General features: G+C 67.0%; 23 protein-coding genes and 1 other RNA gene. 7 read left to right on the top strand and 17 right to left on the bottom strand.

The features are described 5' to 3' along the window. Positions 1-41: 41 nt before the first annotated feature. The 6 genes from NP80_RS21710 to ndk form a co-directional block, all read right to left on the bottom strand. On the bottom strand, positions 42-671 hold the full coding sequence (locus tag NP80_RS21710; RefSeq protein WP_006404710.1) for a tetratricopeptide repeat protein: 630 nt from the start codon (positions 669-671) through the stop codon (positions 42-44). 56 nt (positions 672-727) lie between these two features. Continuing rightward, positions 728-2,068 carry a histidine--tRNA ligase gene (gene hisS / locus NP80_RS21715; RefSeq protein WP_006399908.1) on the bottom strand — a complete coding sequence of 447 codons (1,341 nt, stop codon included), beginning with the start codon at positions 2,066-2,068 and terminating at the stop codon, positions 728-730. A 15-nt stretch (positions 2,069-2,083) separates the two neighbouring features. After that, entirely contained in the window at positions 2,084-3,388 is a 1,305-nt protein-coding gene (ispG, locus tag NP80_RS21720) for a flavodoxin-dependent (E)-4-hydroxy-3-methylbut-2-enyl-diphosphate synthase (protein WP_006399905.1), read from the bottom strand. Positions 3,389-3,498: 110 nt separating this feature from the next. Then, positions 3,499-4,503, bottom strand: coding sequence for a helix-turn-helix domain-containing protein (locus NP80_RS21725; RefSeq protein WP_006404708.1), 1,005 nt, complete (start codon positions 4,501-4,503; stop codon positions 3,499-3,501). Positions 4,504-4,664: 161 nt separating this feature from the next. Further along, complete coding sequence (rlmN, locus tag NP80_RS21730; RefSeq protein WP_006399903.1) at positions 4,665-5,801, bottom strand: dual-specificity RNA methyltransferase RlmN; 1,137 nt, start codon at positions 5,799-5,801, stop codon at positions 4,665-4,667. Between the two features lie 55 nt (positions 5,802-5,856). Next, positions 5,857-6,282: a nucleoside-diphosphate kinase gene (gene ndk / locus NP80_RS21735; RefSeq protein WP_006399902.1), complete on the bottom strand. Its 426-nt coding sequence runs from the start codon at positions 6,280-6,282 to the stop codon at positions 5,857-5,859. Positions 6,283-6,530: 248 nt separating this feature from the next. Here ndk and NP80_RS21740 point away from each other — a divergent pair, with 248 nt between their 5' ends. Continuing rightward, positions 6,531-7,229, top strand: coding sequence for a Bax inhibitor-1/YccA family protein (locus tag NP80_RS21740; RefSeq protein ID WP_006399901.1), 699 nt, complete (start codon positions 6,531-6,533; stop codon positions 7,227-7,229). Between the two features lie 73 nt (positions 7,230-7,302). Here NP80_RS21740 and rlmD read toward each other — a convergent pair whose 3' ends face one another. Beyond that, positions 7,303-8,700 (bottom strand): 23S rRNA (uracil(1939)-C(5))-methyltransferase RlmD, encoded by a 1,398-nt coding sequence (rlmD, locus tag NP80_RS21745; protein ID WP_080559064.1) that lies wholly within the window; start codon positions 8,698-8,700, stop codon positions 7,303-7,305. A gap of 87 nt (positions 8,701-8,787) precedes the next feature. Between rlmD and NP80_RS21750 the strand changes: the two genes are divergently transcribed. Then, positions 8,788-9,645: an endonuclease/exonuclease/phosphatase family protein gene (locus NP80_RS21750; protein ID WP_006404706.1), complete on the top strand. Its 858-nt coding sequence runs from the start codon at positions 8,788-8,790 to the stop codon at positions 9,643-9,645. A gap of 16 nt (positions 9,646-9,661) precedes the next feature. Here NP80_RS21750 and NP80_RS21755 read toward each other — a convergent pair whose 3' ends face one another. The 10 genes from NP80_RS21755 to ffs all read right to left on the bottom strand — a co-directional run bounded on the left by NP80_RS21755 (position 9,662) and on the right by ffs (position 19,321). Next, complete coding sequence (locus NP80_RS21755) at positions 9,662-10,438, bottom strand: 3'-5' exonuclease (RefSeq protein WP_006404705.1); 777 nt, start codon at positions 10,436-10,438, stop codon at positions 9,662-9,664. Positions 10,439-10,441: 3 nt separating this feature from the next. After that, entirely contained in the window at positions 10,442-11,527 is a 1,086-nt protein-coding gene (gene rpoS / locus NP80_RS21760; RefSeq protein ID WP_006399897.1) for an RNA polymerase sigma factor RpoS, read from the bottom strand. Positions 11,528-11,537: 10 nt separating this feature from the next. Further along, the gene (locus tag NP80_RS21765; RefSeq protein WP_035488246.1) at positions 11,538-12,416 is read right to left on the bottom strand and encodes a peptidoglycan DD-metalloendopeptidase family protein; all 879 of its coding nucleotides are present in this window, start codon (positions 12,414-12,416) and stop codon (positions 11,538-11,540) included. A 5-nt stretch (positions 12,417-12,421) separates the two neighbouring features. Then, positions 12,422-13,351 (bottom strand): protein-L-isoaspartate(D-aspartate) O-methyltransferase, encoded by a 930-nt coding sequence (locus NP80_RS21770; RefSeq protein ID WP_045594354.1) that lies wholly within the window; start codon positions 13,349-13,351, stop codon positions 12,422-12,424. Next, positions 13,348-14,109, bottom strand: coding sequence for a 5'/3'-nucleotidase SurE (gene surE / locus NP80_RS21775; RefSeq protein ID WP_006412019.1), 762 nt, complete (start codon positions 14,107-14,109; stop codon positions 13,348-13,350). Before surE ends, NP80_RS21770 begins: the two co-directional genes overlap by 4 nt. A 104-nt stretch (positions 14,110-14,213) precedes the next feature. Next, positions 14,214-15,419, bottom strand: a complete 1,206-nt coding sequence (locus NP80_RS21780) for a CaiB/BaiF CoA transferase family protein (protein WP_006412016.1) — start codon at positions 15,417-15,419, stop codon at positions 14,214-14,216. Positions 15,420-15,468: 49 nt separating this feature from the next. Further along, a complete protein-coding gene (gene recR, locus NP80_RS21785) occupies positions 15,469-16,065 on the bottom strand; it encodes a recombination mediator RecR (protein ID WP_006399892.1) in 597 nt (198 codons plus the stop codon). A 31-nt stretch (positions 16,066-16,096) separates the two neighbouring features. Beyond that, positions 16,097-16,423 (bottom strand): YbaB/EbfC family nucleoid-associated protein, encoded by a 327-nt coding sequence (locus NP80_RS21790; protein ID WP_006399891.1) that lies wholly within the window; start codon positions 16,421-16,423, stop codon positions 16,097-16,099. A gap of 94 nt (positions 16,424-16,517) precedes the next feature. Next, positions 16,518-18,983 (bottom strand): DNA polymerase III subunit gamma/tau, encoded by a 2,466-nt coding sequence (locus tag NP80_RS21795; protein ID WP_045594141.1) that lies wholly within the window; start codon positions 18,981-18,983, stop codon positions 16,518-16,520. Positions 18,984-19,222: 239 nt separating this feature from the next. Next, positions 19,223-19,321, bottom strand: an RNA gene (ffs, locus tag NP80_RS30155) — signal recognition particle sRNA small type. A gap of 377 nt (positions 19,322-19,698) precedes the next feature. Between ffs and trxA the strand changes: the two genes are divergently transcribed. From trxA to NP80_RS21820, 5 genes are all read left to right on the top strand, one after another. Further along, entirely contained in the window at positions 19,699-20,025 is a 327-nt protein-coding gene (trxA, locus tag NP80_RS21800) for a thioredoxin TrxA (protein WP_006402348.1), read from the top strand. Positions 20,026-20,221: 196 nt separating this feature from the next. Continuing rightward, entirely contained in the window at positions 20,222-21,484 is a 1,263-nt protein-coding gene (gene rho / locus NP80_RS21805; protein WP_006402347.1) for a transcription termination factor Rho, read from the top strand. A 125-nt stretch (positions 21,485-21,609) separates the two neighbouring features. Further along, a complete protein-coding gene (locus tag NP80_RS21810; RefSeq protein ID WP_035945932.1) occupies positions 21,610-22,107 on the top strand; it encodes a MerR family transcriptional regulator in 498 nt (165 codons plus the stop codon). Further along, entirely contained in the window at positions 22,104-23,660 is a 1,557-nt protein-coding gene (locus NP80_RS21815; RefSeq protein WP_006409101.1) for an MFS transporter, read from the top strand. Before NP80_RS21810 ends, NP80_RS21815 begins: the two co-directional genes overlap by 4 nt. 38 nt (positions 23,661-23,698) lie before the next feature. Beyond that, positions 23,699-24,532, top strand: coding sequence for a M90 family metallopeptidase (locus tag NP80_RS21820; RefSeq protein ID WP_006409107.1), 834 nt, complete (start codon positions 23,699-23,701; stop codon positions 24,530-24,532). Positions 24,533-24,651 lie beyond the last annotated feature (119 nt).

The raw sequence follows: 24,651 nt of genomic DNA on the forward strand, positions 1-24,651 counted from the left end.
CGGTTAGCGAAGCAGAGTTAAGAGGTTGAGGGGGCCGCGATTCAGCCGCCGAGCGCGTCCAGCTTGAACTGCACGAGCTGGCGCGCCGACTGGTCGTCCTTCGACAGGCTGTCGAGCGCGAGCTTGTAGGCAGTGCGCGCGTCGTCGGTCTTGCCTTGCGCGGCGAGCAGATCGCCGCGGCGATCGGCCACGAGGCCCTTGAATGCGTCCATCGGCGTGCCCGACAGCAGCGCGAGCCCTGCGTCGTACGCCTTTTCGTCGAGCAGCAGCGACGCAAGGCGCAACTTCGCGATCTGCTTGTACTCGTCGTCCTTCGCGTGATCGGCCGCCCACTGCAGCTGCGCCTTCGCGCCGGCCGTATCGCCCGCCGCGTACAGCACCTTCGCGGCCGACAGCGCCGTCATCTGTGCATACGCGGTGCGGCCGTACTTGTCTTCCATGTCGGCGGCCGCGCGTGCGATCGTCGTCTTGTCGTTCGCGGCAGCGGCCTTCTGGACCTGCTCGTACAGCCCCGACGCTTCGGCGGCCTGACGGCGCTGCCAGTAGTTCCAGCCGTTGAAACCGGCTGCGACGACGAGCGCCGCGAGGACGATCCACGTGGTGAGATTGCCCCAGCGGGCCCACCACGCTTTCAGACTTTCAATCGATTCTTGTTCGTCGTGATAACTCATCGGCGAGCGATTCCTTCCTGTTCAGGCCTTTTCTTGTCGAGCGAACGCCAGCGCGATCAGTCGTCGCCGTCTTCGGCGGATGCAACCATCGCATTGATTAGGAATTCGGTCAAGCTTTCGACCGGTACGGTCTGCTGAGCGTTCTTTTCCCCGTCGCCGCCCGTGCCGCGCAGCGCTTTCACGCCCACCGTGCCGTTCGCGACCTCTTCTTCGCCGAAGATCACCGCGAATGCGGCGCCGCTCGCATCGGCGCGCTTCATCTGCGACTTGAAGCTTGCCGGCGCGCCGTCGGCGCTGCAGTGGAAGATCACGTCGAGGCCCGTATCGCGCAGACGCTCGGCCGCGATGAAGGCCTGCTCGCGCGCCGCGTCGCCCTGGTGCACGACGTATACATCGACGCCTTCCTGCTCCGGCGCAAGGTTCTCTTCCTTCAGCAGCTCGAGAATGCGCTCGATGCCCATCGCCCAGCCGCACGCAGCCGTCGGCTTGCCGCCGAGCTGCTCGATCAGCGGATCGTAACGGCCGCCGGCCGCGACGGTGCCCTGCGCGCCGAGCTTGTCGGTCACCCACTCGAACACGGTCAGGTTGTAGTAGTCGAGGCCGCGCACGAGCCGCGGATTGATCTTGAACGGAATGTTGTTCGCGAGCAGCAGGCGCTGCAGTCCCTCGAAGTGCGCACGCGACGTGTCGCCGAGGAAGTCGATCAGCTTCGGCGCATTCTGCGCAATCTCCTGCAGCGCCGGATTCTTCGTGTCGAGCACGCGCAGCGGGTTCGTATACAGACGACGCTTCGCATCCTCGTCGAGCGCGTCGACGTGCTGCTCGAGATACTTGATCAGTTCGACGCGATGCGCCGCACGCTCTTCGGCGAGGCCCAGCGAATTGATCTCGAGCTTGATGCCGGTCAGGCCGAGGTCGTCCCACAGACGCTGACACATCATGATGATCTCGGCATCCGCATCGGGACCCGCGAAGCCGAGCGCCTCGACGCCGACCTGATGGAACTGGCGATAGCGACCGCGCTGCGGACGCTCGTGACGGAACATCGGGCCGATGTACCAGAGGCGCTTCGGACCGTCGTACAGCATGTTGTGCTCGATCGCCGCGCGCACGACGGCCGCGGTGTTCTCCGGACGCATCGTCAGGTGCTCGCCGTTCAGCGCGTCGGTGAAGCTGTACATCTCCTTCTCGACGATGTCGGTAACTTCGCCGATGCCGCGCGTGAAGAGCTGCGTATGCTCGACGATCGGCGTGCGGATGTTCTGATAGCCGTACGCGCGCAACAGCGATTTCACGGTGGACTCGAAGAACTCCCACAGGCCGGCATCCTGCGGCAGGATGTCGTTCATGCCCTTGACGCCCGTGAGCTTCTCGATCTTGCGTTTCTGTTCAGTCATCTGTGTGTGGACGAATTAGTTCGTGGCCGCCGCGCGGCCGTAATTGCGTGCGACGTAGTCGCTGACGATCTGCTGGAATTCCTCGGCGATCCGCTCGCCGCGCAGCGTCTTGACCTTCTCGCCGTCGATGAAGACGGGCGCGGCCGGGTTCTCGCCCGAGCCCGGCAGGCTGATGCCGATGTTCGCGTGCTTCGACTCGCCCGGGCCGTTGACGATACAGCCCATCACCGCGACGTTCATCTTCTCGACGCCCGGATATTCCTTGCGCCACACCGGCATCTGCTCGCGCAGATACGTCTGGATCTGCATCGCCAGTTCCTGGAACAGCGTGCTCGTCGTGCGGCCGCAGCCCGGGCACGCGATCACCATCGGCGCGAACGAGCGCAGGCCCATCGTCTGCAGGATTTCCTGGCCGACCACCACTTCGCCCGTGCGCGGCGCGCCCGGTTCCGGCGTCAGCGAAATGCGGATCGTGTCGCCGATCCCTTCCTGCAGCAGCACGCCGAGCGCCGCCGTCGAGGCGACGATGCCCTTCGAGCCCATGCCGGCTTCGGTCAGACCGAGGTGCAGCGCGAAGCCGCAGCGCCGCGCGAGCTCGCGGTACACCGCGATCAGGTCCTGCACGCCGCTGACCTTGCACGACAGCACGATGCGGTCGCGCCCGAGGCCCAGTTCGACCGCGCGCTCGGCCGAGCCGATCGCCGACTGGATCAGCGCCTCGTACATCACGCTCTGCGCATCCCAGGGCTGCGCGCGCGCGGCATTCTCGTCCATCATCCGCGCGAGCAGATCCTGATCGAGGCTGCCCCAGTTCACGCCGATCCGCACCGGCTTGTCGTACTTGATCGCCGCTTCGATCATCTGCGCGAACTGCGTGTCGCGCTTCGCGCCCTGACCGACGTTGCCCGGATTGATCCGGTACTTCGACAGCGCTTCCGCGCAGCCCGGATAGTCGCGCAGCAGCAGGTGGCCGTTGTAATGGAAGTCGCCGACGAGCGGCACCGTCACGCCCATCCGGTCGAGCTGCTCGCGGATCGCCGGCACGGCGGCCGCGGCCTCCGGCGTGTTGACGGTGATGCGCACCAGCTCGGAGCCCGCGTTCGCGAGTTCCTTGATCTGGATCGCGGTGCCGATCGCGTCGGCCGTGTCGGTGTTCGTCATCGACTGCACGCGCACCGGCGCGTCGCCGCCGATCGTCACGAGCTGCCCGCCCCAACGGACATCGACCGCATGCGATACGCGACGCGGCGCCGGCCCGCCGAATACCGGTTCGGTTGAACAAATCTGACTGCTGCGTGGGGATTGAGCTTCGGATTGCATCGATAGATCCATTTACGCGGAATGCGCCGCGAGGCGGCGCACGAATTGAAAAAGCGCCGTGCAGCCACGGCTGCCGACGCGGCGGCAGCCTTTGGCCACGGCGCTTGGCATCAGGGCAACGTGAACCGCGCCACGTTACCCCGCGCTGCCGAATATTTTGCCGGATCGACGGGTTTTCCGTCGAACGCGATCGCGTCGAGGCCCGCCTTGTTGCCGATCGTCACGCGGAACGGGCCGTCGCCGGCGACCTGCTTCGCCTCGCCGGCATGCACGAGCCCCGAGAACAGTTCCTTGCCGCGGTTGTCGCGCACGCTGAACCAGCTGTCCTGCTTCACCTTCAGTTCGATCGTCGACTGGCCGGGCGCCGCCGCCACGCTCGCCGCTTCGGCCGATGCGGCCGCGCCGGCGACTGCGACCGGCTGCGATGCCGCCGCGGTTGCGACCGGTGCGGCCGGTGCCGGCGCCGCCGATGCGGCGGCCTGCGGCGCCGCTTCCGATACGGCAGCCGGCACGGCGGCAACCGGCGCCGCGTTCGATGCGCCGGTCGCGGAAGCGTCCTCGACCGGCGAGGCCGTCGCCGCCGCTGCGGCCGAGGCATGCTGCTGCGCGTCGTTGCCCTTCAAGCGCGCGAGCCAGCCCGACGAATCGCCGCCAGTGTGCCACATGAGCACCGCGATCACCGCGACCACGACGAGCGCCGTTCCCCATAGCCACGGATGGTGGCGCGACGAGTGTCCGAGCGGAATCGACACGCGGCCGCGCGGCAGATCGGCGCCCGACGACGCGGGCATCGACAGATCGACCTCCGGCACGCCGCGCTCGCGGCGCAGCGCCTGCGCAAACGGTTCCGGATCGACGCCGAGCATCTTCGCGTAGCTGCGCACGACGCCCAGTGCGAACGTCACGCCGGGCAGATGGCTGATGTCGCCGGCCTCCAGCGCCCGCAGCTTCGGCGGAGCGACCTTGAGCCGCGCCGATACGTCCTCGACCGTCCACCCCTTCGCCTCCCGAAGCTGCGCCAGCCGGCTGCCGACCGCGACCAGCGATTCCAGTCCCGCCGGTGCCGGCTGTGCGGCATTCGTCTCTGCGCCGTTTGACGGCTGCGGCTCACTCATCCTTGTCCTCGCGTCGATTCTTCTTCACTGGCGGGTGCGCCGGCTCCACCGGCCGCCCCCCCGCAACTGTTCATGCCATGCGCGGCGCCCGTGCGCCGCGACGATCGCTATTCGCGTGTTGTACCGCCACTGGTTCGGGCATCCCCGGCCGGGTCACCCCGTCAAACCGCCCGAACCTCGATGATTTTTCCTGCGCCCGTTCGTTCCGCCAGGCGCGTGCGGTCCTTCACTGCACCGGCGAGCTGACCGCATGCGGCGTCGATGTCGTCGCCGCGCGTCTTGCGCACGGTCGTCACGACGCCCGCGTCGATCAGGATCTGCGCGAAACGCTTGATCTGCTCCGGCTTCGAGCGGATGAGGCCCGACTCCGGGAACGGGTTGAACGGGATCAGATTGAACTTGCACGGCACGTCGCGCGTGACGGCCAGCAGTTCGCGCGCATGCGCTTCGGTGTCGTTCACACCGTCGAGCATGCAGTATTCGAAAGTAATGAAGTCGCGCGGCGCGACCTTCAGATAACGCTGGCACGCAGCCATCAGCTCGCGCAGCGGATGCTTCTTGTTCAGCGGTACGAGTTCGTCGCGCAGCGCATCGTTCGGCGCATGCAGCGACACCGCGAGCGCGACCGGCAGCTCGGCGCCGAGACGGTCCATCATCGGCACCACGCCCGAGGTCGACAGCGTGACGCGACGGCGCGACAGCCCGTACGCGTTGTCGTCGAGCATCAAGCGCATCGCGGGAACGACCGCGTTGTAATTGAGGAGCGGCTCGCCCATGCCCATCATCACGACGTTCGTGACGACGCGCTCGGCCTTGCCGTTCGGCCCCGGCGCGCGCCCGAGCGACGCACGCAGCGCAAATTCGGCCATGCGCAGCTGGCCGATGATCTCGGCCGTCGACAGGTTGCGCGAGAACCCCTGCTTGCCCGTCGAACAGAAGCGGCAGTTGACGGCGCACCCGGCCTGCGACGACACGCAGAGCGTGCCGCGCGTTTCCTCGGGGATGAACACGGTTTCGACCGCGTTGCCGTTGCCGACGTCGACGAGCCACTTGCGCGTGCCGTCGGCGGAAACGTGATCGCTGACGATGTCGGGCATCGTGATCGACGCGCGCCCCTTCAGCTTTTCCCTGAGGGACTTCGCGAGATCGGTCATGCCGTCGAAATCGCCGGCGTTGTACTGGTGGATCCAGCGCTGCAACTGCTTGGCGCGGAACGGCTTCTCGCCGAGGCTGCCGCAGTACGCGACAAGACCCTCGGCGTCGAAGTCGAGAAGATTGACGGAAGTTTCGCTCGTCATGATGTGCTGCCTTGCCGCGTGCGCTGAATCCTGCCTACTTGCTGGAAGCCAGGGCTTAGCGCGAGTAAACGTTCATTTCCGGGAAGAAGAACGCGATTTCGACCGCTGCCGTTTCCGGTGCGTCCGAGCCGTGCACGGCGTTCGCGTCGATGCTGTCCGCGAAGTCGGCGCGGATCGTGCCCTTTTCAGCCTTCTTCGGATCGGTCGCGCCCATCAGGTCGCGGTTCTTCAGGATCGCGCCTTCGCCTTCCAGAACCTGGATCATCACCGGGCCCGAGATCATGAAGTCGACGAGGTCCTTGAAGAACGGACGCGCCGCGTGAACCGCATAGAACTTCTCAGCGTCTGCACGCGACAGATGCGCCATGCGCGCTGCGACGATCTTCAGGCCGGCGCCTTCGAAACGGCTGTAGATCTGGCCGATCACGTTCTTTGCCACCGCATCCGGCTTGATGATCGACAGGGTGCGCTCGATTGCCATAAAAACTCCAAGAAATTAAGAAGTTACAGGTTCAAATGAATCCGCTATTGTAGCACGATCCCGTGTATCATTGCGATTGAACCCTTACACGATCGAAAGGTTCCAAAACGATGTGTTCTGCGCGGCGCGGCCATTGAAACCTCGCGGCGCGGAACGTATCTTAGCCATAGCTGTTCCGGTTTGCTGCGCCGCACACCGCGTGTGCCGAACCGGCCCCGAACGCCCTGCGTTCAATGTTAGGAGAAACCATGAACGACTATCCGTACAATTTCGGCCGAGGCGGCTCCGTTACCACCGCCGAGGTTCGCAACCGCGTGCTGCGGAACACGTACTGGCTGCTCGCGCTGTCGATGGTGCCGACGGTGCTCGGTGCGTGGGTCGGCGTCGCGACGGGCTTCTCGCTGTTCGCGGCCACCAGCCCGATGATGAGCCTGCTGGCGTTCTTCGCGATCGCGTTCGGCTTCATGTTCGCGATCGAGCGCACGAAGAACAGCGCGGCCGGCGTGTTCGTGCTGCTCGGCTTCACGTTCTTCATGGGCCTGATGCTGTCGCGGCTGCTGAGCTTCATCCTCGGCTTCTCGAACGGGCCGTCGCTGATCATGCTCGCGTTCGGCGGCACCGGCATCATCTTCGCCGCGATGGCGACGATCGCCACCGTCAGCAAGCGCGATTTCTCGGGCCTCGGCAAGTGGCTGTTCATGGGCGTGATCGTGATCCTGCTCGCCTCGGTCGCGAACATCTTCCTGCAGCTGCCGGCGCTGATGCTGACCGTCTCCGTGCTCGCGATCGCGATCTTTTCCGCGTACATGCTGTTCGACGTGCAGCGCGTCGTGAACGGCGGCGAAACGAACTACATCACCGCCACGCTCGCGATCTATCTCGACCTCTACAACGTGTTCACGAACCTGCTTGCGCTGCTCGGCATCTTCGGCGGCAACCGCAACTGACGTTCGCGGCATCCGACGAAAAACCGGCCCGTCACGGGCCGGTTTTTTTTACGTCCGCTGCCGCCTGCGTCGCTCAGTCGCGCTCGAACAGCGCGATCGATTCGACGTGCGACGTATTCGGGAACATGTTCACGACGCCGGCGCCCTTGAGCCGGTATCCGGCTTCATGCACGAGCAGGCCGGCGTCGCGCGCAAGCGTCGACGGATTGCAGGACACGTAGACGATCCGCTTCGGTAGCGGGCCCTCGCCGCTCTGCGCGATGTCGGCCAGCGCCTTCGAGACCGCGAGCGCGCCTTCGCGCGGCGGATCGATCAGGAACTTGTCGAAGGCGCCGAGCGCACGGATGTCGTCGGCCGTCACCTCGAACAGGTTGCGGCACGCGAAGGTCGTATGACCGTCGACGCCGTTCTCGCGCGCGTTGGCGAGCGCGCGCGTGGTCAGCGTCTCGCTGCCCTCGATGCCCACCACCTCACGCGCGAGCCGCGCGAGCGGCAGCGTGAAGTTGCCGATCCCGCAGAATAGATCGAGCACGCGATCGTCGCGCGCCGGCGCGAGCAGACGCAGCGCGCGGCCGACCAGCACGCGGTTGATCTGATGGTTCACCTGCGTGAAGTCGGTCGGCTTGAACGGCATCCGGATGCCGAATTCCGGCAGCGTGTAGTCGAGCGACACGTCGAGCGGATAGAACGGCGTGACCGTGTCCGGTCCCTTCGGCTGCAGCCAGAACTGCACCTTGTGTTCGTCCGCAAACGCGCGCAGCAGCGCTTCGTCGTTCGCGTTGATCGGCTCCAGCACGCGCAGCACGAGCGCCGTCACCTGCGAGCCGACCGCGAGTTCGATCTGCGGCATCCGGTCGCGAATCGACAGCCTCTCGACGAGCCGGCGCAGCGGCACGAGCATCGCCGATACGTGCGGCGGCAGCACCTCGCAGCTCGTCATGTCGGCCACGTAGCTGCTCTTCTTCTCGTGGAAGCCGACCAGCACGCCGCCCTTCTTCGCGACATGGCGCACGGTCAGGCGCGCGCGATAACGATAGCCCCACGACGGGCCGTGGATCGGCGAGAAGATCGACTCCGCGCGGAGCTTCGCGAGATGCCACAGGTTGTCCTCGAGCACGCGCTGCTTGATCGCGACCTGCGCGCGCATGTCGAGATGCTGCATCGAGCAGCCGCCGCAGGTGCCGAAGAACGCGCACTTCGGCTGCGTGCGCATCACGCTCGGGCGCAGGATGTCGACGACCGTCGCCTGCTCGTAGCTCGGCTTGCGGCGGTAGCTCGAATAGGTCACGCGCTCGCCGGGCAGCGCGCCCTCGACGAAGATGACCTTGCCCGGCTCGCCGTCCTCGGTCGTCGCACGGCCGACACCGCGCGCTTCCATGTCGAGCGACTCGATCTCGAGAACCGGAGCGCTCCCGGGCGCGGCGGGCACGCTATTCAATTTGCGCGCAGAAGTGGGGACGGCTTCAGACACCAGCTTTTCCTGACAAACGTTGAAGAAGGCGAGATTGTAGACGAAGCTAGCAGCAGAAAGCGGCATCCGCCGCGGGGAGATTCCATCATGCGCGTGATCGACTGGAACATCCAATGGGGTCGGGACGCCGACGGCGTCGTCGACCTGCGCCGCACGATCGCCGTGGCGCGCCAACTCGCCGACTTCGATGTCCTGTGCGTGCAGGAAATCACGCGCGGCTTCGACGCCCTGCCGGGTCGCCCGGGCGTCGGTCAGTTCGCGGAACTGGCGGCGCTGCTGCCAGGCTATACGGTCGTCGAGGCAATCGGCGCCGATCTGCCGCCCGCGCAGCCAGGTACACCGCGCCGACAGTTCGGCAACGCGATCGCGACGCGGCTGCCGGTCGGCCGCGTGCTGCGCCAGTTGCTGCCGTGGCCGGCCGATGCCGACGCGCCGTCGATGCCGCGCGTCGCGCTCGACGTCGAACTGCTGACGGCGTCCGGCCCGCTGCGCGTCGTGACGACGCATCTCGAGTTCTATTCGGAGCGGCAGCGCCTCGCGCAGGTCGACGCAATACGTGCGCGGCATCGCGAAGCATGCGCACATGCGGACCGGCCGGCGCCGGCGGAAAACGACACGGGCCCGTTCGCCGCGACGGCGCAGTCGCGCGATGCGATCCTCTGCGGCGACTTCAACAGCGCGTTCGACAGCACCGCATACCGGCGCATGCTCGAGCCGATCGACGGCGCGCCGGCCTTCGTCGACGCGTGGATTGCGCAGCATCCCGGCCGCACGCCGCCGCCGACGGCCGGCGTCTACGACACCGCCCAATGGTCGGACGGCCCGCTCGCGTGCGACTTCGCATTCGTCACCGACACGCTGTTGCCGCGCCTCGCGCGCTGCGAGATCGATGGCGCCGTGCGCGCATCGGATCACCAGCCGATCGTGCTGGAGCTGCTCGACTGATCGGCTCCGGCAAGCGTTACGCGCCGAAGGCGGCCAGATACTCGGCCCAGTGCGGTGCCGACTCCTGGGCGAGCGCGTTCTTCACGAGCAGAATCTCATCGTCGTACTCGCTCGGTGTGAGGCCGCCGCGCATCAGTTGGAACCGGCAGTACAACAGATACGTATTGACGACGTCCGTTTCGCAATAGTTGCGAATCTCGTCGATGCGCCCTTCCTGGAAGGCCGTCCAGACCTGACTGCCGTCCATGCCGAGCTTGCCGGGAAACCCGCACAGTTTCGCGAGCGCGTCGAGCGGCGCGTTCGCGCGCGCCTGATACATCGCGAGCAGATCCATCAGGTCCGTATGCCGCGAGTGATAGCGCGAGATGTAGTTGTTCCATTTGAAGTCGCGGTCGTCCTCGCCGAGATCCCAGTAGCGGGTCGCGGCGATGCGGTGCACGAGCGCGCGGTAATGCAGCACCGGCAGATCGAAGCCGCCGCCGTTCCACGACACGAGCTGCGGCGTGTACTTCTCGATCACGCGGTAAAACGACTGGATCAGCGTCGCTTCGCTGTCCTGCGGCGTGCCGAGCGAGCGCACGCGAAAACCGTTGTTGTCGCGAAACACGCACGAGATCGCAGCGACGCGCTGCAGGTGATGCGGCAGGAAATCGCTGCCGGTCTTCTCGCGGCGCGCGGCGAACGCATGTTCGGCCACCGCGGCATCGTTGAGCGTGGCGGGCAAATCTTCGAGACGGCGAATGCCGTCGACATCGGGAATCGTCTCGATGTCAAAAACGAGAATCGGTGTCATCAGTTACAGAACGGCGTCCTTGCGCACGCCGTTGGACGCGAAGAACCGCTTGAGGCGCACCAGCGCTTCCTGCTGAATCTGCCGCACACGCTCGCGCGTCAGCCCCATCTCGTCGGCGAGCTCCTCGAGCGTCGCCGGTTCGATATGGTTCAGCCCGAAACGCCGCTCGATGACGTGCCGATGCTTATCGGACAGACGCGACAGCCACGCGCGCGTGAGCGTCTCGAGTTCGCGGTGCTGCACTTCGGCGTCGGGCGACTGGCTCTGGTCGTCCGGCAGCAGGTCGAGCAGGCTGCTCGCGGGATCGAGATCGAGCGGCGCGTCGAGCGACGCGGTGTGCTCGTTCAGCGCGAGGATATCGGTGACTTCCTCGGCGGTCTTGCCGGTGAGATAGGCGATGTCGTCGATGCTGGCTTCGCGGCGCTCGGCCGCTTCGCCCGTCGACATCGAGTTTTTTTCCAGGTGACGCTTCGCGCGCAGCACCTGGTTCAGTTCGCGGATCACGTGCACGGGCAGGCGCACGGTGCGCGCCTGGTTCATGATCGCGCGTTCGATGCTCTGGCGGATCCACCAGGTCGCATAGGTCGAGAAACGGAAGCCGCGCGTGGGATCGAATTTCTCGATCGCATGCATGAGCCCGAGATTGCCTTCCTCGATCAGATCGAGCAGCGGCACGCCGCGGTTCAGATAGCCCTTCGCGATGCTGACGACGAGACGCAGATTGCGCTCGATCATCACCTGCCGCGCTTCGAATTCGCCGGCTTTGGCCAGACGCGAATAGCGCTGCTCCTCCTCGACGGTGAGCAGCGGCTTCACGCTGATGCGGTTCAGGTAGTGCTGGATCGTGTCGGCCGTGAGCTCGGCCTGCAGCAGTGCGCGGAAATCGTCGACGTCGGGCGCCGCGTCCGGGCGGTCTTCGCGCTCGTCGCCGCCTTCGGAATCGGCGTCGCGCGCTTCGAAGTCCCGCTCGTTGTCCGCGACGTCGTCGTCTTCGTCCGTCGAAGCGCCAGCGCGATCCACCGATGCTTGCGTGGCACGACTGATCTTCTCAGACTCGGCTTGCGGCTCGTGGCGCTTCGATTTCGGCATGGTCGTCCCGTTATTGAGGCGGCAGATACTTCATCGGATCGACAGGCTTACCCTGTCGGCGAACCTCGAAATGCAGCATCACGCGGTCGGCATCGCTGTTACCCATCTCGGCGATTTTCTGCCCCTTCGTCACCGCGTCCCCCTCTTTTACCATCAAAGCGCGATTGTGTGCATACGCGGTGAGGTAAGTCGCGTCGTGCTTGATGATAATGAGGTTGCCGTAGCCGCGCAGCCCGTTGCCCGCGTAGACGACGCGGCCGTCCGCCGCCGCCTTCACGGCCTCGCCGGCCGTGCCGCCGATATTGACACCCTTGTTCTTCGTGTCGTCGAAACCGTTCAGCACGGGGCCGCGCACCGGCCAGGCGAACGCGATCGGGCCGCTCGGCGCGGCCGTCGTGTCGCTCGATGCGGCGGGCGGCGGCGTGACGGCCGACGGCGCACTTGCCGACGGCGTCGCCGGGCCGCTGCTCAACGGGGCCGTCGCGACCGCGCCGCCCGCGAGCGGTGCCGTGGCCGGCGCACCGGCCGCCGCGGCGCCGCCCGGCGGCACGACGCGCAGCAGCTGATCGACCTCGATCTGATTCGGGTTCGACAGATTGTTCCACGCGGCGATGTCGCGATAATTCTGTCCGTTCTCGAGTGCGATCCGGTACAGCGTGTCGCCCGGCTTCACGCGGTAGAAACCGGGCGGCGGCGGGCCGAGCGGCACCGCGGGCTGCGCGGCGGCCGTCGTGCCGAACGAACCGGAGCGGTCGACGACGGGCGCGTTGTCGAGCCGCGTCGCACAGGCGGCCAGTAACGTGGAGAACGCGGCCACGCAGATCGCGCGCTGGGCGAGCGTAAGCGGTTCCCTGGAACGGTTGTTTTGCATCGCGCGCAACATACTCATCGGTTTCAAATCACTCCGGATTTTAAAGGGACAAAGAAAACGCGATCAAGCCGAGACTCCCGCCACTGCGCGTGCGCGACGCGCTCGACGAGCGTGAGGACCTGCGGCTGCCCGCTCTGCGCACCGACCGGCGCGATGAGGCGCCCGCCGATCGCGAGCTGCTCGAGCAGCGCCTGCGGCACGTCGAGCCCCGCGGCTGCGATCACGATCGCATCGAACGGGGCGGCGGACGGCAGGCCGACACGCCCGTCGCCGTAGTGCAGACGGATGTTCGGCACGCGCAGCGGCCTCAGGTTCAGCTTCGCGCGCTCGTACAGCGGCTTGATGCGTTCAATCGAATACACGTCGCGCGCCACGTGGCTCAGCACCGCGGCCTGATAGCCGCAGCCGGTGCCGATTTCGAGGACGCGCTCGAGGGAGCGGCCGGCCATCGCGAGCTCGATCATGCGCGCGACGACCGACGGCTTCGAAATGGTCTGCTGGTGGCCGATCGGCAGCGCGGAATCCTCGTAGGCCTGCGTCGCGAGGCCGGGATCCACGAACAGGTGGCGCGGCACCGCCGCCATCGCCGCCAGCACGCGCGCGTCGGCGACGCCGTTCGCACGCAGCCGTTCGACCATGCGCTCGCGCACGCGTTCCGAGGTGAGCGCGAACGCGCCGGCCGGCGCCGCGCTCGGTGCGATCGGCCGCGGTGCGGCAGGCTTCGGCAGCGTCGGCTTCGGTGCGGTGGCCTTCGGCGCCGTCGCGGGCTTCGCGGCGGCGAGGCCGGCCGGCACGCCGCGCGCCGTGCCGGGCTTCGGCACGGCGACCGGACCGTCGGCGGACTTCGACGCGGCAAGCGCATGGCGTTCGCCGGGCCGCCCGTCGGATTTGCGTGGCGCTCGCTTGAGATCTTCGAGCGCGAGCGGGAACCGCTTCGCGCGCTCGCCGCTCATGAAGCCCGCCCTCCGGCGCGCGCCCATTCGCGCGTCGCGGGCAGCATCTGCGTGTGCGTGAGATCGAGCTGCAGCGGCGTGATCGACACGAAACCGTTGGCGATCGCGTGGAAATCGGTGCCTTCGCTCGCGTCCATCGCGTCGCCCGCCGCGCCGATCCAGTAAATCGGCTCGCCGCGCGGATCGGCCTGGCGGATCACCGGCTGCGACGGATGACGCTTGCCGAGGCGCGTCACCTTCCAGCCCTTCAGCTCGTCGTACGGCAGGTTCGGGATGTTGACGTTCAGCAGCGGGTGGCCCGGCAGCGGATGCGCGAGGTAGTGCGCGACGATCTCGGCCGCGACGCGCGCGGCGTCTGCGAGATGGGCCCAGCCCTTGTCGGCCAGTGAAAACGCGATCGCCGGCACGCCGAACATGATGCCCTCGGTGGCGGCAGCGACCGTGCCCGAGTAGAGCGTGTCTTCGCCCATGTTCTGGCCGTTGTTGATGCCCGACACGACGAGGTCGGGCCGCGCGTCTATCATTCCCGTCAGCGCGACGTGCACCGAGTCGGTCGGCGTGCCGTTCACGTAGAAGAAACCCGTACTCGCCGCGCGCTGCACGGACAGCGGCCGCGACAGCGTCAGCGAGTTCGATGCGCCGCTGCAGTTCTGCTCGGGCGCGATCACCGTGAGTTCGGCCAGCGGTTGCAGCGCGTCGTTGAGCGCGGCAAGACCCGGGGCGAGATAGCCGTCGTCGTTGCTGAGTAGGATTCGCATCCGGCGATTGTAACCGAGGAAAGATGGCGCGCGAGCGACAGTCCGACGGCAGCCGGGCACATGCGTGCGCGGTGCACGGCCGCATCGCGCGGCCGCATTTGCGCTCAGATGGCGCCGGCGTCGCGCAGCGCCGCGATGGCCTGCGCGTCGTAGCCGAGGCCGCGCAGCACCTCGTCCGTATGCTCGCCCAGCGCCGGGCCGGGCCAGCGCGTTTCGCCCGGCGTGTCGGACAGCTTCGGCGTCACGTTGGGCAGCGGGATGTCGGTACCGTCGGCGAGCTTGAAGTGCTGGATCATCTGGCGTGCGGCGAACTGCGGATCGGTGAACATGTCGGCGACGCTATAGATGCGCCCGGCCGGCACGTCGGCGGCGTGCAACACCTCGAGCGCCTCGTCGATCGTGCGCGGTGCGAGCCATGCGGCGATCGCGTCGTCGATTTCCTGCGTGCGCGGCACGCGCCCGTCGTTCTGCGCGAGCGCCGGATCGTCCGCGAGATCGTCGCGGTCGATCGCCTTCATCAGCCGCTTGAAGATCGGATCGCTGTTGCCGCCGATCACAATGCTGCCGTCGCGGCACGCGTACGTGTTCGACGGCACGATGCCCGGCAGCGACGCGCCGGTGCGCTCGCGCACCATCCCGTACACGCCGTACTCCGGCACGACGCTTTCCATCATGTTGAACACCGCTTCATATAGCGCGACGTCGACGACCTGCCCCGCGCCGCCGTTCACCTTGCGGTGATGCAGCGCCATCAGCGCGCCGATCACGCCGTGCAGCGCGGCGATCGAATCGCCGATCGAGATGCCGATGCGCGGCGGCGGCAGGTCGGGATAGCCGGTGATGTGGCGCAGCCCGCCCATCGATTCGGCGATCGCGCCGAAGCCCGGGCGGTCGCGATACGGGCCGGTCTGCCCGTAGCCGGACAGGCGCACCATCACGAGGCCCGGATTCTCGGCCGACAGCACGTCGTAGCCGAGGCCGAGCTTTTCGAGCAGGCCCGGACGGAAGTTCTCGATCACGATGTCGGCTTCGCGTGCGAGCTGGCGCGCGATCGTCTTGCCGGCGTCCGATTTCAAGTTCAGCGTGACCGATTTCTTGTTGCGCGCCTGCACGGCCCACCACAGCGACGTGCCGCCCTGCTCCGGATGGAGCTTGCGCCACTTGCGCAGCGGATCGCCGCCTTTCGGGTCTTCGATCTTGATGACTTCGGCGCCGAACTCGGCGAACAGCCGCGACGCGAACGGCCCGGCGATCAGCGTTCCGAATTCGAGCACTTTGACGCCCGCGAGCGGGCCCTGGCTGGCGCTCATGTGTCTCCCTGACATGAGGAACGGCGCCGCCGGCTGGCGGCGCCGAAAATTACATCGTGCGGCGGTCGAGCATCGCGCGGGCGATCGTGCCCGCGTCGACGTATTCGAGCTCGCCGCCGACCGGCACGCCGCGCGCGAGGCGCGTGACCGCGAGCCCGCGCGCCTTCAGCGTCTGGCCGAGGTAATGCGCGGTGGCTTCGCCTTCGTTCGTGAAGTTCGTCGCGAGCACGACTTCCTTGACGATGCCGTCGGATGCGCGGCGCACGAGCCGGTCGAAGTGGATTTCCTTCGGGCCGATGCCGTCGAGCGGGCTGAGCCGCCCCATCAGCACGAAGTACAGGCCGCGATAGGTCATCGTCTGCTCGAGCATGATTTGATCGGCAGGCGTTTCGACGACGCACAGCAGCGTCGGGTCGCGCTCCTCGTCGCTGCAGACCTCGCAGATCTGCGCTTCGGTGAACGTGTTGCATTTATCGCAGTGCCGCAGATGCTCGGTCGCGAACAGCAGCGACCGGCCGAGCCGCTCCGCGCCCTCCCGATCGTGCTGCATCAGGTGGTACGCCATGCGCTGCGCGGACTTCGGCCCGACGCCGGGCAGCGCACGCAGCGCTTCGACGAGCGCGGACAGGGCGGACGGTTGTTTCATACGGCGGCAGACGTCGAGACGAACGCGGCGTTCAGAACGGCAGCTTGAAGCCCGGCGGCAGCGGCAGGCCCGACGTCATCCCGCTCATCTTTTCCTGCGACGTCGCCTCGGCCTTGCGCACCGCATCGTTGAACGCGGCCGCGACGAGATCCTCGAGCATGTCCTTGTCGTCCGCGAGCAGGCTCGGATCGATCGACACGCGACGCACTTCGTTGCGGCACGTCATCGTCACCTTGACGAGGCCGGCGCCCGACTGCCCTTCGACTTCAATCTGCGCAAGCTGCTCCTGCATCTTCTTCATGTTCTCCTGCATTTGCTGCGCTTGCTTCATCAGTCCGGCGAGGTTGCCTTTCAACATGGGAATACTCCTTCTCGATCGTGTGAAAACCGGCACGCGGCGCGTGCCGGCCAATGTGCTGGGGCGGGATTGTGCCTGCCGCGGCGCAATCCGTTCAATGCAGCGTCGGCGCACCGCCGTCCGGCGCCGAATCGGCGAGCGGACGCACGGAGCCTTCGACGATGCGCGCGCCGAAGTCGCGCACGAGTTGCTGGACGAACGGATCGGCGTGAATCTCCTGTTCGGCCTCGCGCTGACGCGCCGCGCGTGCGGCCGCGTCGAGCGCCGCCGCCGTGCGGCGCGCGGGGCCGACCTCGACCGCCACCTCGACCGGCTTGCCGAGTGCATCGGCAAGCGCGGCCTTCAGCTTCGCGACCTGTGCGGCGTCCGCGTACTGCGGGACGGGCACCGACAGCTTCAGCGACGTCGCGTCGACAGCCGTCAGTTCGCTGTTGAACGCGAGCTGATATGCGACGCCCTTCAGCGGCAATCGTGCGGCGAGCGTCGGCCATTCGCCGTCGAAGCCGATCGCGTCGAGCGCGATCGCGGGCGGCAACGGACGCGTGTCGACCGGCGCCGACGGCCGGCTTTCGGCGAGCGACGGCGCGACGCGCACGTCGTCCGGGCCGCTGTCGAACACCGGCACGAAGCCGTCGTCCGGCGGGCCGCCGAACATTTCGTCCGCGCTGAGCGGCACATAGTCGTCCGGCGGAATGTCTTCCCACGGCGGCGGCGCATGGCGCGTGTCGGCGCTCGGCTGCGCGGCGCGCGCGGTCGCGCGCGGCGTCGGCACCTGCACGGCCGGACGCGCCGGCGCAGGCTTTGCGGCGGCGGGCTCGGCCGCGGGCTTGGCTGCGACGCCCGCGCGAGAACGATCGGACGACACGCGCATCCCGGCATTGCGCAACACGTCGAGCGCGGCGGCCGCGCCGCCCGAACGGGCGCCCGGGCGCGCGGCCGACCCTGCGGATGCCGCGCGCGGCGTCGGTTCGGCCGGCGGTGCGGGTTCGTCATTGCGCGGCGCGGCAGCGGATGCTTCGGGCTCGCGCGCTTGCTGCGCGGCGACGCGCGGTTTCGGCGCGCTGTTGCGCGGCTCGGCGGCCGACACTTCGGCTTCGGTGCTGCGCTGCGCGTCGGCAGACGGTGCGGGTTCGGCACGAACGGCCGCCGGCGTGTCGGTCGCTGCGGTCGCCGCGTCCGATCGAGCGCTCGCGTCGGGTTGTGGCGTCGCGCCGGCGTCCGCTACCTTCGCGACGGGCGAAACCGGCGTGGCTTGCGGCGCAGGCGCGGCTTGCGTGGCCGGCTGCGTGGCGGCATCGCCGGTCGGTGCCGGCGCAACCGCTGCCGGGCGCGCAGCAGGCGCAGCCGGAGCAGCCGTTTGCGGGCGCACAGCCGACACCGGCTTCGCCGCAGGCGCTGCCGCCGCGGCAGCCGCCCGCGGCGCCGGTACGGCGCGCGGCACGGACGGCTGACCGCCCGGCGCGCTGCCGGCACCGACGGCCGGCTCGAACGCGAGCATGCGCAGCAGCGTCATCGTGAAACCCGCGTATTCGTCGGGCGCGAGGCCGAGCTCCGCGCGGCCGACCGTCGCGATCTGATAGAACAGCTGCACCTGTTCGGGGCTCAGCAGCTCGGCGAAGCGACGCAGATCGGCCGCTTCCGGCCATTCGTCGAGCACCGAGCCCGGCGCGAACTGCGCCCACGCGATCCGGTGCAGCAGGCTCGCGAGATCCTGCAGCGCGGTCGAGAACGACAGGCTGCGCAGCGACATTTCGTCGGCGATCGCGAGAATCTCGGGGCCGCTGCCGGCCGCGAGCGCATCGAGCAGCCGCACCATGTAAGTCTGGTCGAGCGCGCCGAGCATGCCCGACACCGCCGCTTCGGTCACTTCGTTGGCCGAATAGGCGATCGCCTGGTCGGTCAGCGACAGCGCGTCGCGCATGCTGCCCTGCGCCGCACGCGCGAGCAGACGCAGCGCCTGCGGCTCGAACGCGATGCGCTCTTCGCCGAGAATGCGCTCGAGATGCGACACGATGTGCCCGGCCGGCATCTGCTTCAGATTGAACTGCAGGCAGCGCGACAACACCGTGACGGGAATCTTCTGCGGATCGGTGGTCGCGAGGATGAACTTCACATGCGGCGGCGGCTCCTCGAGCGTCTTCAGCATCGCGTTGAACGCGTGGTTCGTCAGCATGTGCACTTCGTCGATCATGTAGACCTTGAAGCGCGCATCGACCGGCGCGTACACCGCGCGCTCGAGCAGCGCGGCCATTTCGTCGACGCCGCGATTGCTCGCGGCATCCATTTCGACGTAGTCGACGAAGCGGCCTTCGTCGATCTCGCGGCACGCACGGCAGACGCCGCACGGCTGCGACGTCACGCCGGTTTCACAGTTGAGCGCCTTCGCGAAGATGCGCGACAGCGTCGTCTTGCCGACGCCGCGGGTGCCGGTGAACAGATACGCGTGATGAAGACGCCCGCCGTCGAGCGCGTGCGTGAGCGCCCTGACGACGTGCTCCTGGCCGACGAGCGAAGCGAAATCCTTCGGACGCCACTTGCGTGCGAGAACTTGATAGGTCATCGGGAAATTGTATCAGCAACGCTGCCGCGCGCCGACACGCGAAACGCCGCGCGCTGCGGCAATCGCGGTGCATGACGGCGCCTGACGACGCATGCGTCGCGACGGGCGAAATGCTCAGGACGAGCGTCGACCGGATGCACGGCCGCGACTGCGCCTGACGGAATCGAAACAGCGAAAACCGGGGAAACGAAAATCGATTGCAGAAACAAAAAACGCCCGACGAACGGGGCGAGGAGGAAGGTGACGAGCCCGACCCTCGGCACTGGCGGAAAACGGCTGTGGCTGCTTCGTTCCCGACCTGACCAGGTTCACCGGCCCACCATGCGAGGAGGCCCGTCACGGCGTATTCTATCACCGCTGCGCGCCGAATGCGACCGTTTATTCGGCTGCGCCGTAAATCGGCGGATAAATGGCGCGCCGGTCGTGCCGCGGCGGTGCGCTCTTGTATTTTGCGTGCACGCCTCCACCTGCCGATTGCAGCGGCCGAACGGCGCGTCGTACCCCTACTTGCAAAGCGGCTACTATCGCCGCCCGCAACGGATAGCAATTTAGGCTAATATGACGCCCGAACGACCCGCGAGCCGCGGTATGCAGCGCTTACGCCCTTCTTTCCCGGAGAGCGGAGCTACCTGCCGCAGCGGCCGGCTGCTTCGGCGGCCGGTGCGCCGCAACGCGCGAAGCAGGCAGTCCCCGAACCGAAAGAGGTATTGACCCAATGAGCGAACAGATCAAACACATCAGCGACGCATCGTTCGAACAGGACGTCGTCAAATCCGACAAGCCCGTCCTCGTCGACTTCTGGGCCGAATGGTGCGGTCCGTGCAAGATGATCGCCCCGATCCTCGACGAAGTCGCGAAGGACTACGGCGACAAGCTGCAGATCGCGAAGATCAACGTCGACGACAACCAGGCGACGCCCGCGAAGTTCGGCGTGCGCGGCATCCCGACGCTGATCCTGTTCAAGAACGGCGCGGCTGCCGCGCAGAAGGTCGGCGCGCTGTCGAAGTCGCAGCTCACCGCATTCCTGGACAGCCACCTGTAATACCGGCACGTCCCGCGGACGTGTTGTCAGCCGGCAACACGTCCGCCGCCGCACCGCCGATCGGCCGCTCAAGCGCGAATCGGCGTATGCTAGAATCAAAAAACGTCTACAAGACGCATTTAAGTCTCTGAGCGCTTCCGCTCGCCCTCCTCCCTTTATATCTTTCGTCGCATCTCCTCCCTGGCGGGTTCTCCGTATGCATTTATCCGAGCTCAAGTCTCTGCACGTCTCCGAACTGATCGAAATGGCCAACGGCCTCGAGATCGAAAACGCGAACCGCCTGCGCAAGCAGGAGCTGATGTTCGCCATTCTCAAAAAGCGCGCCAAGACGGGAGAGACGATCTTCGGCGACGGCACGCTCGAAGTGCTGCCGGACGGCTTCGGCTTCCTCCGCTCGCCGGAAATGTCGTACCTCGCGAGCACCGACGACATCTACATCAGCCCGTCGCAGATCCGCCGCTTCAACCTGCACACCGGCGACACGATCGAAGGCGAAGTCCGCACGCCGAAGGACGGCGAGCGCTACTTCGCGCTCGTGAAGGTCGACAAAGTCAACGGGCAGCCGCCCGAGGCCTCGAAACACAAGATCATGTTCGAGAACCTCACGCCGCTGCACCCGAACAAGCCGCTGTCGCTCGAGCGCGAAATGCGCGGCGAGGAAAACGTCACGGGCCGCATCATCGACATGATCGCGCCGATCGGCAAGGGCCAGCGCGGCCTGCTCGTCGCATCGCCGAAGTCGGGCAAGACCGTGATGCTTCAGCACATCGCGCATGCGATCAAGCAGAACCATCCCGACGTGATCCTGTTCGTGCTGCTGATCGACGAGCGTCCCGAAGAAGTGACCGAAATGCAGCGCTCGGTCGCGGGCGAAGTGATCGCGTCGACGTTCGACGAACCGGCCACGCGTCACGTGCAGGTCGCCGAAATGGTGATCGAGAAGGCCAAGCGTCTCGTCGAAATGAAGCATGACGTCGTGATCCTGCTCGACTCGATCACGCGTCTCGCACGCGCCTACAACACCGTGATCCCGGCGTCGGGCAAGGTGCTGACGGGCGGTGTCGACGCGAACGCGCTGCAGCGTCCGAAGCGCTTCTTCGGCGCGGCGCGCAACATCGAGGAAGGCGGCTCGCTGACGATCATCGGCACCGCGCTGATCGAAACCGGCAGCCGCATGGACGACGTCATCTACGAAGAGTTCAAGGGCACCGGCAACATGGAAGTGCACCTCGAGCGCCGTCTCGCGGAAAAGCGCGTCTATCCGTCGATCAACCTGAACAAGTCGGGCACGCGCCGCGAGGAAATGCTGATCAAGCCGGACATCCTTCAGAAGATCTGGGTGCTGCGCAAGTTCATCCACGACATGGACGAAGTCGAGGCGATGGAATTCCTGCTCGACAAGATCCGCCAGACGAAGAGCAACTCCGAGTTCTTCGATCTGATGCGCCGCGGCGGCTAAGCGCCCCGCTGCGCGCCCGACGGCCGCCCGCGCCCTGCGCCGGCGGCCGTTTTTTCGCGCCAACCTGAACGTGAACGTACAGGTTGATCTATAATGACGCGATCGTCACGATCCGCGTTTCGCTCATGTCCGATGCCGCCTCCACCCCGCTGCTGACCGTCGGCGACGCCGCCGCGCGGCTCGGCGTCACGCCGCGCACGCTGAAGTATTACGAGGAGCGCGGGCTCGTCACGCCGTCGCGCAGCGAGGGCCGCTACCGCCTGTACGACGAGGCCGACCTCGAGCGCTTCGCGCGCATCCTGCGATTGCGCGCGCTCGGCTTCTCGCTGCACGGCATCACCGAAATGCTCAAGCGTCCGCTCGAGGAAACCGGCGACGGCCGGCGCCGCTATTCGGACACCTCGCTGCGCGAGATCCGCGCAGGGCTCGCCGAGCAGATCGCGACGCTCGATCGCCGGATCGCGGCCGTCCAGCGCGAGCTGAAGGAAGCGGTCGCGCTGCGCAAGGAGTTGCAGCACGACATCGACTACGTCGAACGACGCCTCGCCGGCGAGAACGCCGATGCACTGATCGCGCAACGGCGCGCCGAAGCCGGCGCACGGCGCGGCAAGGGCCGCGCATGAACGTCACGTCCGGGCGCCCGCCGCTGTGGAGCCGCGCGAACCTGCGCGCGGACCTGTTCCCCTGGGCACTTGCGCTCGTCACCGGGCTCGACTACTTCGACAACGCGATCTTCTCGTTCTTCGCGAGCTATATCGCGGGCGGCATCAATGCGTCGCCGGACGAACTCGTATGGGCGTCGAGCGCGTATGCGGTCACGGCCGTGCTCGGCATCCTGCAGCAGCAATGGTGGGTCGACCGCCTCGGGCATCGCCGCTACGTCGCCGGCTGCATGCTGATGTTCTCGTTCGGCGCGATCGCGGCCGCGCTCGCCGATACGTCGCTCGAACTCGCCTTCGCGCGCGGCTTCCAGGGCTACTTCATCGGCCCGATGATGGGCGCGTGCCGGATCCTGATCCAGATCAGCTTCAAGCCGCAGACGCGGCCGCCCGCCACGCGCGCGTTCCTGATCATGATCCTGCTCGGCAGCGCGCTCGCGCCGATCGTCGGCGGGCTGTTCGTCGCGTATTCGACGTGGCGCGCGCTGTTCGCGTGCACGGCGCCGGCCGGCATCGCGTTCGCGATCCTCGCGCTGCTCACGCTGCCCGACTCGGGCCGCACGCCGGACGACGAACGCGGCTCCGGACACTTCTGGCCGTACGTCGTGTTCGCGCTCGCGCAAGGCGCGCTGCAGATCGTGATGCAGCAGGTGCACTACCAGCTGTACAGCGGCTCGCCGATGCTGATCGGTCTGACCGCCGCGGGGCTCGGCGCGCTCGCCTGGTTCGCGTATCACCAGTGGAATCACCCGACGCCGCTCGTGCGGCTGCACGCGCTGCGCGAACGCACGTTCCAGATCGGCCTGCTGCTCTACATGTTCTATTACTACGAGTCGACGGGCTTCAGCTATCTGACGTCGCGCTTTCTCGAATCGGGGCTCGGCTATCCGGTCGAAAACGCCGGGCGGCTCGTCGGCACGATGTCGCTGATTTCGGCCACCGCGCTGTTCGCGTACCTGCGCTATGCGAAGCACGTCGCGCACAAGAAATGGTTCGTCGTGCCGGGCTTCGCGATCGCGATCGTCGCGACGCTATGGATGACGCGGCTCACGCCGCAAGTCGGCGAGGCCGCGCTCGTCGTGCCGCTGCTGCTGCGCGGTCTGCTGCTGCTGTTCATCGTGCTGCCGGTCGCGAACCTCACGTTCCGGATCTTCGCGATCGACGAATATACGCACGGCTATCGGCTGAAGAACATCGTGCGGCAGCTGACGATCACGTTCGCGACGTCGTCGGTGATGATCGTCGAGCAGCATCGGCTCGCGGTGCACCAGACGCGGCTCGTCGAACGCGCGAACGTGTTCGACCCGCTGTTCCGGCAGACGCTCGACACGCTCGCGAACGGTTATGCGGCGGCCGGCCACGCGGCGACCGAAGCGCATGGGCTCGCCGTCGCGGCGATCGCGCGGATGGTCGCGCAGCAGGCGTCGTTTCTCGCCTCGCTCGACGGCTTCTACTTCCTCGCCGGCGTCGCGCTCGTCGGCGGCGTGTTCGCGGCATGGCAAAAAGAGATCGATTGAGTTAAAAGACAGGCTTTGGATTTCCGCGCGCTGCCTCCATGCTTTCGAAACTGACCCGCTGGCTCGACGATCGCCGCCGCGATCGCGCGCTGCGCAGCCATCCGATTCCGGACACGCTGTGGCACGACACCGTGGCACGCCTGCCGTTCCTCGACGCGTTGTCGCCCGACGATCTCGGCCGGCTGCGCGAACTGACGAGCCTGTTCATCGCGAAGAAATCGTTCTCCACGGCGCACGGGCTCGAGCTGACCGACGCGATGATCGTCGCGATCGCCGCGCAGGCGTGCCTGCCCGTGCTGAATCTCGACCTGTCGCTGTACGACGGCTGGGTCGGCGTCGTGGTGTATCCGGGCGAGTTCGTGATCCGCAAGACCGTGCAGGACGAGGACGGTGTCGTGCACGAGGTCGAGCAGGACGCGAGCGGCGAGGCGTGGGAAGGCGGCCCCGTGATTCTGTCGTGGGAAGACGCGCAGATGACCGACGGCCGCGACGCGTACAACGTCGTGATCCACGAATTCGCGCACAAGATCGACATGGTCAACGGCGCGGCCGACGGCTACCCGCCGCTGTTTCGCCGCTGGCATGCGCCGCACCTCGATGCGCAGACCTGGGCCGACGTGTTCGACAACGCATACGACCAGTTCTGCGCGCGCGTCGACGCCGTGCCGGACCGCGCCTGGGCGCGCTTCGAGCGCGACTCCCTGATCGATCCGTACGCGGCCGACCATCCGTCCGAGTTCTTTGCGGTTTGCAGCGAAGCGCTGTTCGTGCGGCCGCAAGCGTTCGAGTCCGAATTTCCGGAGCTGTACCGGCTGCTCGCCCGCTACTACCGGCAAGATCCGGCGCGCGCGGGCGCGCTCGACGCGGCGTGAAAATTATTCGTCAACCGTCTGATTTTCTGGCATAATCGCCGTTTTTCGACCTTAGGCAAGTGGCTCGCGCCGGGCTTGACGGTCGCCGATACGCGCACAGCGCGCCAATCGGCACGGCA

The sequence above is a fragment of the Burkholderia multivorans ATCC BAA-247 genome (assembly GCF_000959525.1).
Taxonomy (GTDB): domain Bacteria; phylum Pseudomonadota; class Gammaproteobacteria; order Burkholderiales; family Burkholderiaceae; genus Burkholderia; species Burkholderia multivorans.

Excerpts from the sequence above, each read along its gene's own strand:
- NP80_RS21710 (WP_006404710.1), bottom strand. The coding sequence starts at position 671 with ATGAGTTATCACGACGAACAAGAATCGATTGAAAGTCTGAAAGCGTGG.
- hisS (WP_006399908.1), bottom strand. The coding sequence starts at position 2,068 with ATGACTGAACAGAAACGCAAGATCGAGAAGCTCACGGGCGTCAAGGGC.
- ispG (WP_006399905.1), bottom strand. The coding sequence starts at position 3,388 with ATGCAATCCGAAGCTCAATCCCCACGCAGCAGTCAGATTTGTTCAACC.
- NP80_RS21725 (WP_006404708.1), bottom strand. The coding sequence starts at position 4,503 with ATGAGTGAGCCGCAGCCGTCAAACGGCGCAGAGACGAATGCCGCACAG.
- rlmN (WP_006399903.1), bottom strand. The coding sequence starts at position 5,801 with ATGACGAGCGAAACTTCCGTCAATCTTCTCGACTTCGACGCCGAGGGT.
- ndk (WP_006399902.1), bottom strand. The coding sequence starts at position 6,282 with ATGGCAATCGAGCGCACCCTGTCGATCATCAAGCCGGATGCGGTGGCA.
- NP80_RS21740 (WP_006399901.1), top strand. The coding sequence starts at position 6,531 with ATGAACGACTATCCGTACAATTTCGGCCGAGGCGGCTCCGTTACCACC.
- NP80_RS21750 (WP_006404706.1), top strand. The coding sequence starts at position 8,788 with ATGCGCGTGATCGACTGGAACATCCAATGGGGTCGGGACGCCGACGGC.
- NP80_RS21755 (WP_006404705.1), bottom strand. The coding sequence starts at position 10,438 with ATGACACCGATTCTCGTTTTTGACATCGAGACGATTCCCGATGTCGAC.
- rpoS (WP_006399897.1), bottom strand. The coding sequence starts at position 11,527 with ATGCCGAAATCGAAGCGCCACGAGCCGCAAGCCGAGTCTGAGAAGATC.
- NP80_RS21765 (WP_035488246.1), bottom strand. The coding sequence starts at position 12,416 with ATGAGTATGTTGCGCGCGATGCAAAACAACCGTTCCAGGGAACCGCTT.
- NP80_RS21770 (WP_045594354.1), bottom strand. The coding sequence starts at position 13,351 with ATGAGCGGCGAGCGCGCGAAGCGGTTCCCGCTCGCGCTCGAAGATCTC.
- surE (WP_006412019.1), bottom strand. The coding sequence starts at position 14,109 with ATGCGAATCCTACTCAGCAACGACGACGGCTATCTCGCCCCGGGTCTT.
- NP80_RS21780 (WP_006412016.1), bottom strand. The coding sequence starts at position 15,419 with ATGAGCGCCAGCCAGGGCCCGCTCGCGGGCGTCAAAGTGCTCGAATTC.
- recR (WP_006399892.1), bottom strand. The coding sequence starts at position 16,065 with ATGAAACAACCGTCCGCCCTGTCCGCGCTCGTCGAAGCGCTGCGTGCG.
- NP80_RS21790 (WP_006399891.1), bottom strand. The coding sequence starts at position 16,423 with ATGTTGAAAGGCAACCTCGCCGGACTGATGAAGCAAGCGCAGCAAATG.
- NP80_RS21795 (WP_045594141.1), bottom strand. The coding sequence starts at position 18,983 with ATGACCTATCAAGTTCTCGCACGCAAGTGGCGTCCGAAGGATTTCGCT.
- trxA (WP_006402348.1), top strand. The coding sequence starts at position 19,699 with ATGAGCGAACAGATCAAACACATCAGCGACGCATCGTTCGAACAGGAC.
- rho (WP_006402347.1), top strand. The coding sequence starts at position 20,222 with ATGCATTTATCCGAGCTCAAGTCTCTGCACGTCTCCGAACTGATCGAA.
- NP80_RS21810 (WP_035945932.1), top strand. The coding sequence starts at position 21,610 with ATGTCCGATGCCGCCTCCACCCCGCTGCTGACCGTCGGCGACGCCGCC.
- NP80_RS21815 (WP_006409101.1), top strand. The coding sequence starts at position 22,104 with ATGAACGTCACGTCCGGGCGCCCGCCGCTGTGGAGCCGCGCGAACCTG.
- NP80_RS21820 (WP_006409107.1), top strand. The coding sequence starts at position 23,699 with ATGCTTTCGAAACTGACCCGCTGGCTCGACGATCGCCGCCGCGATCGC.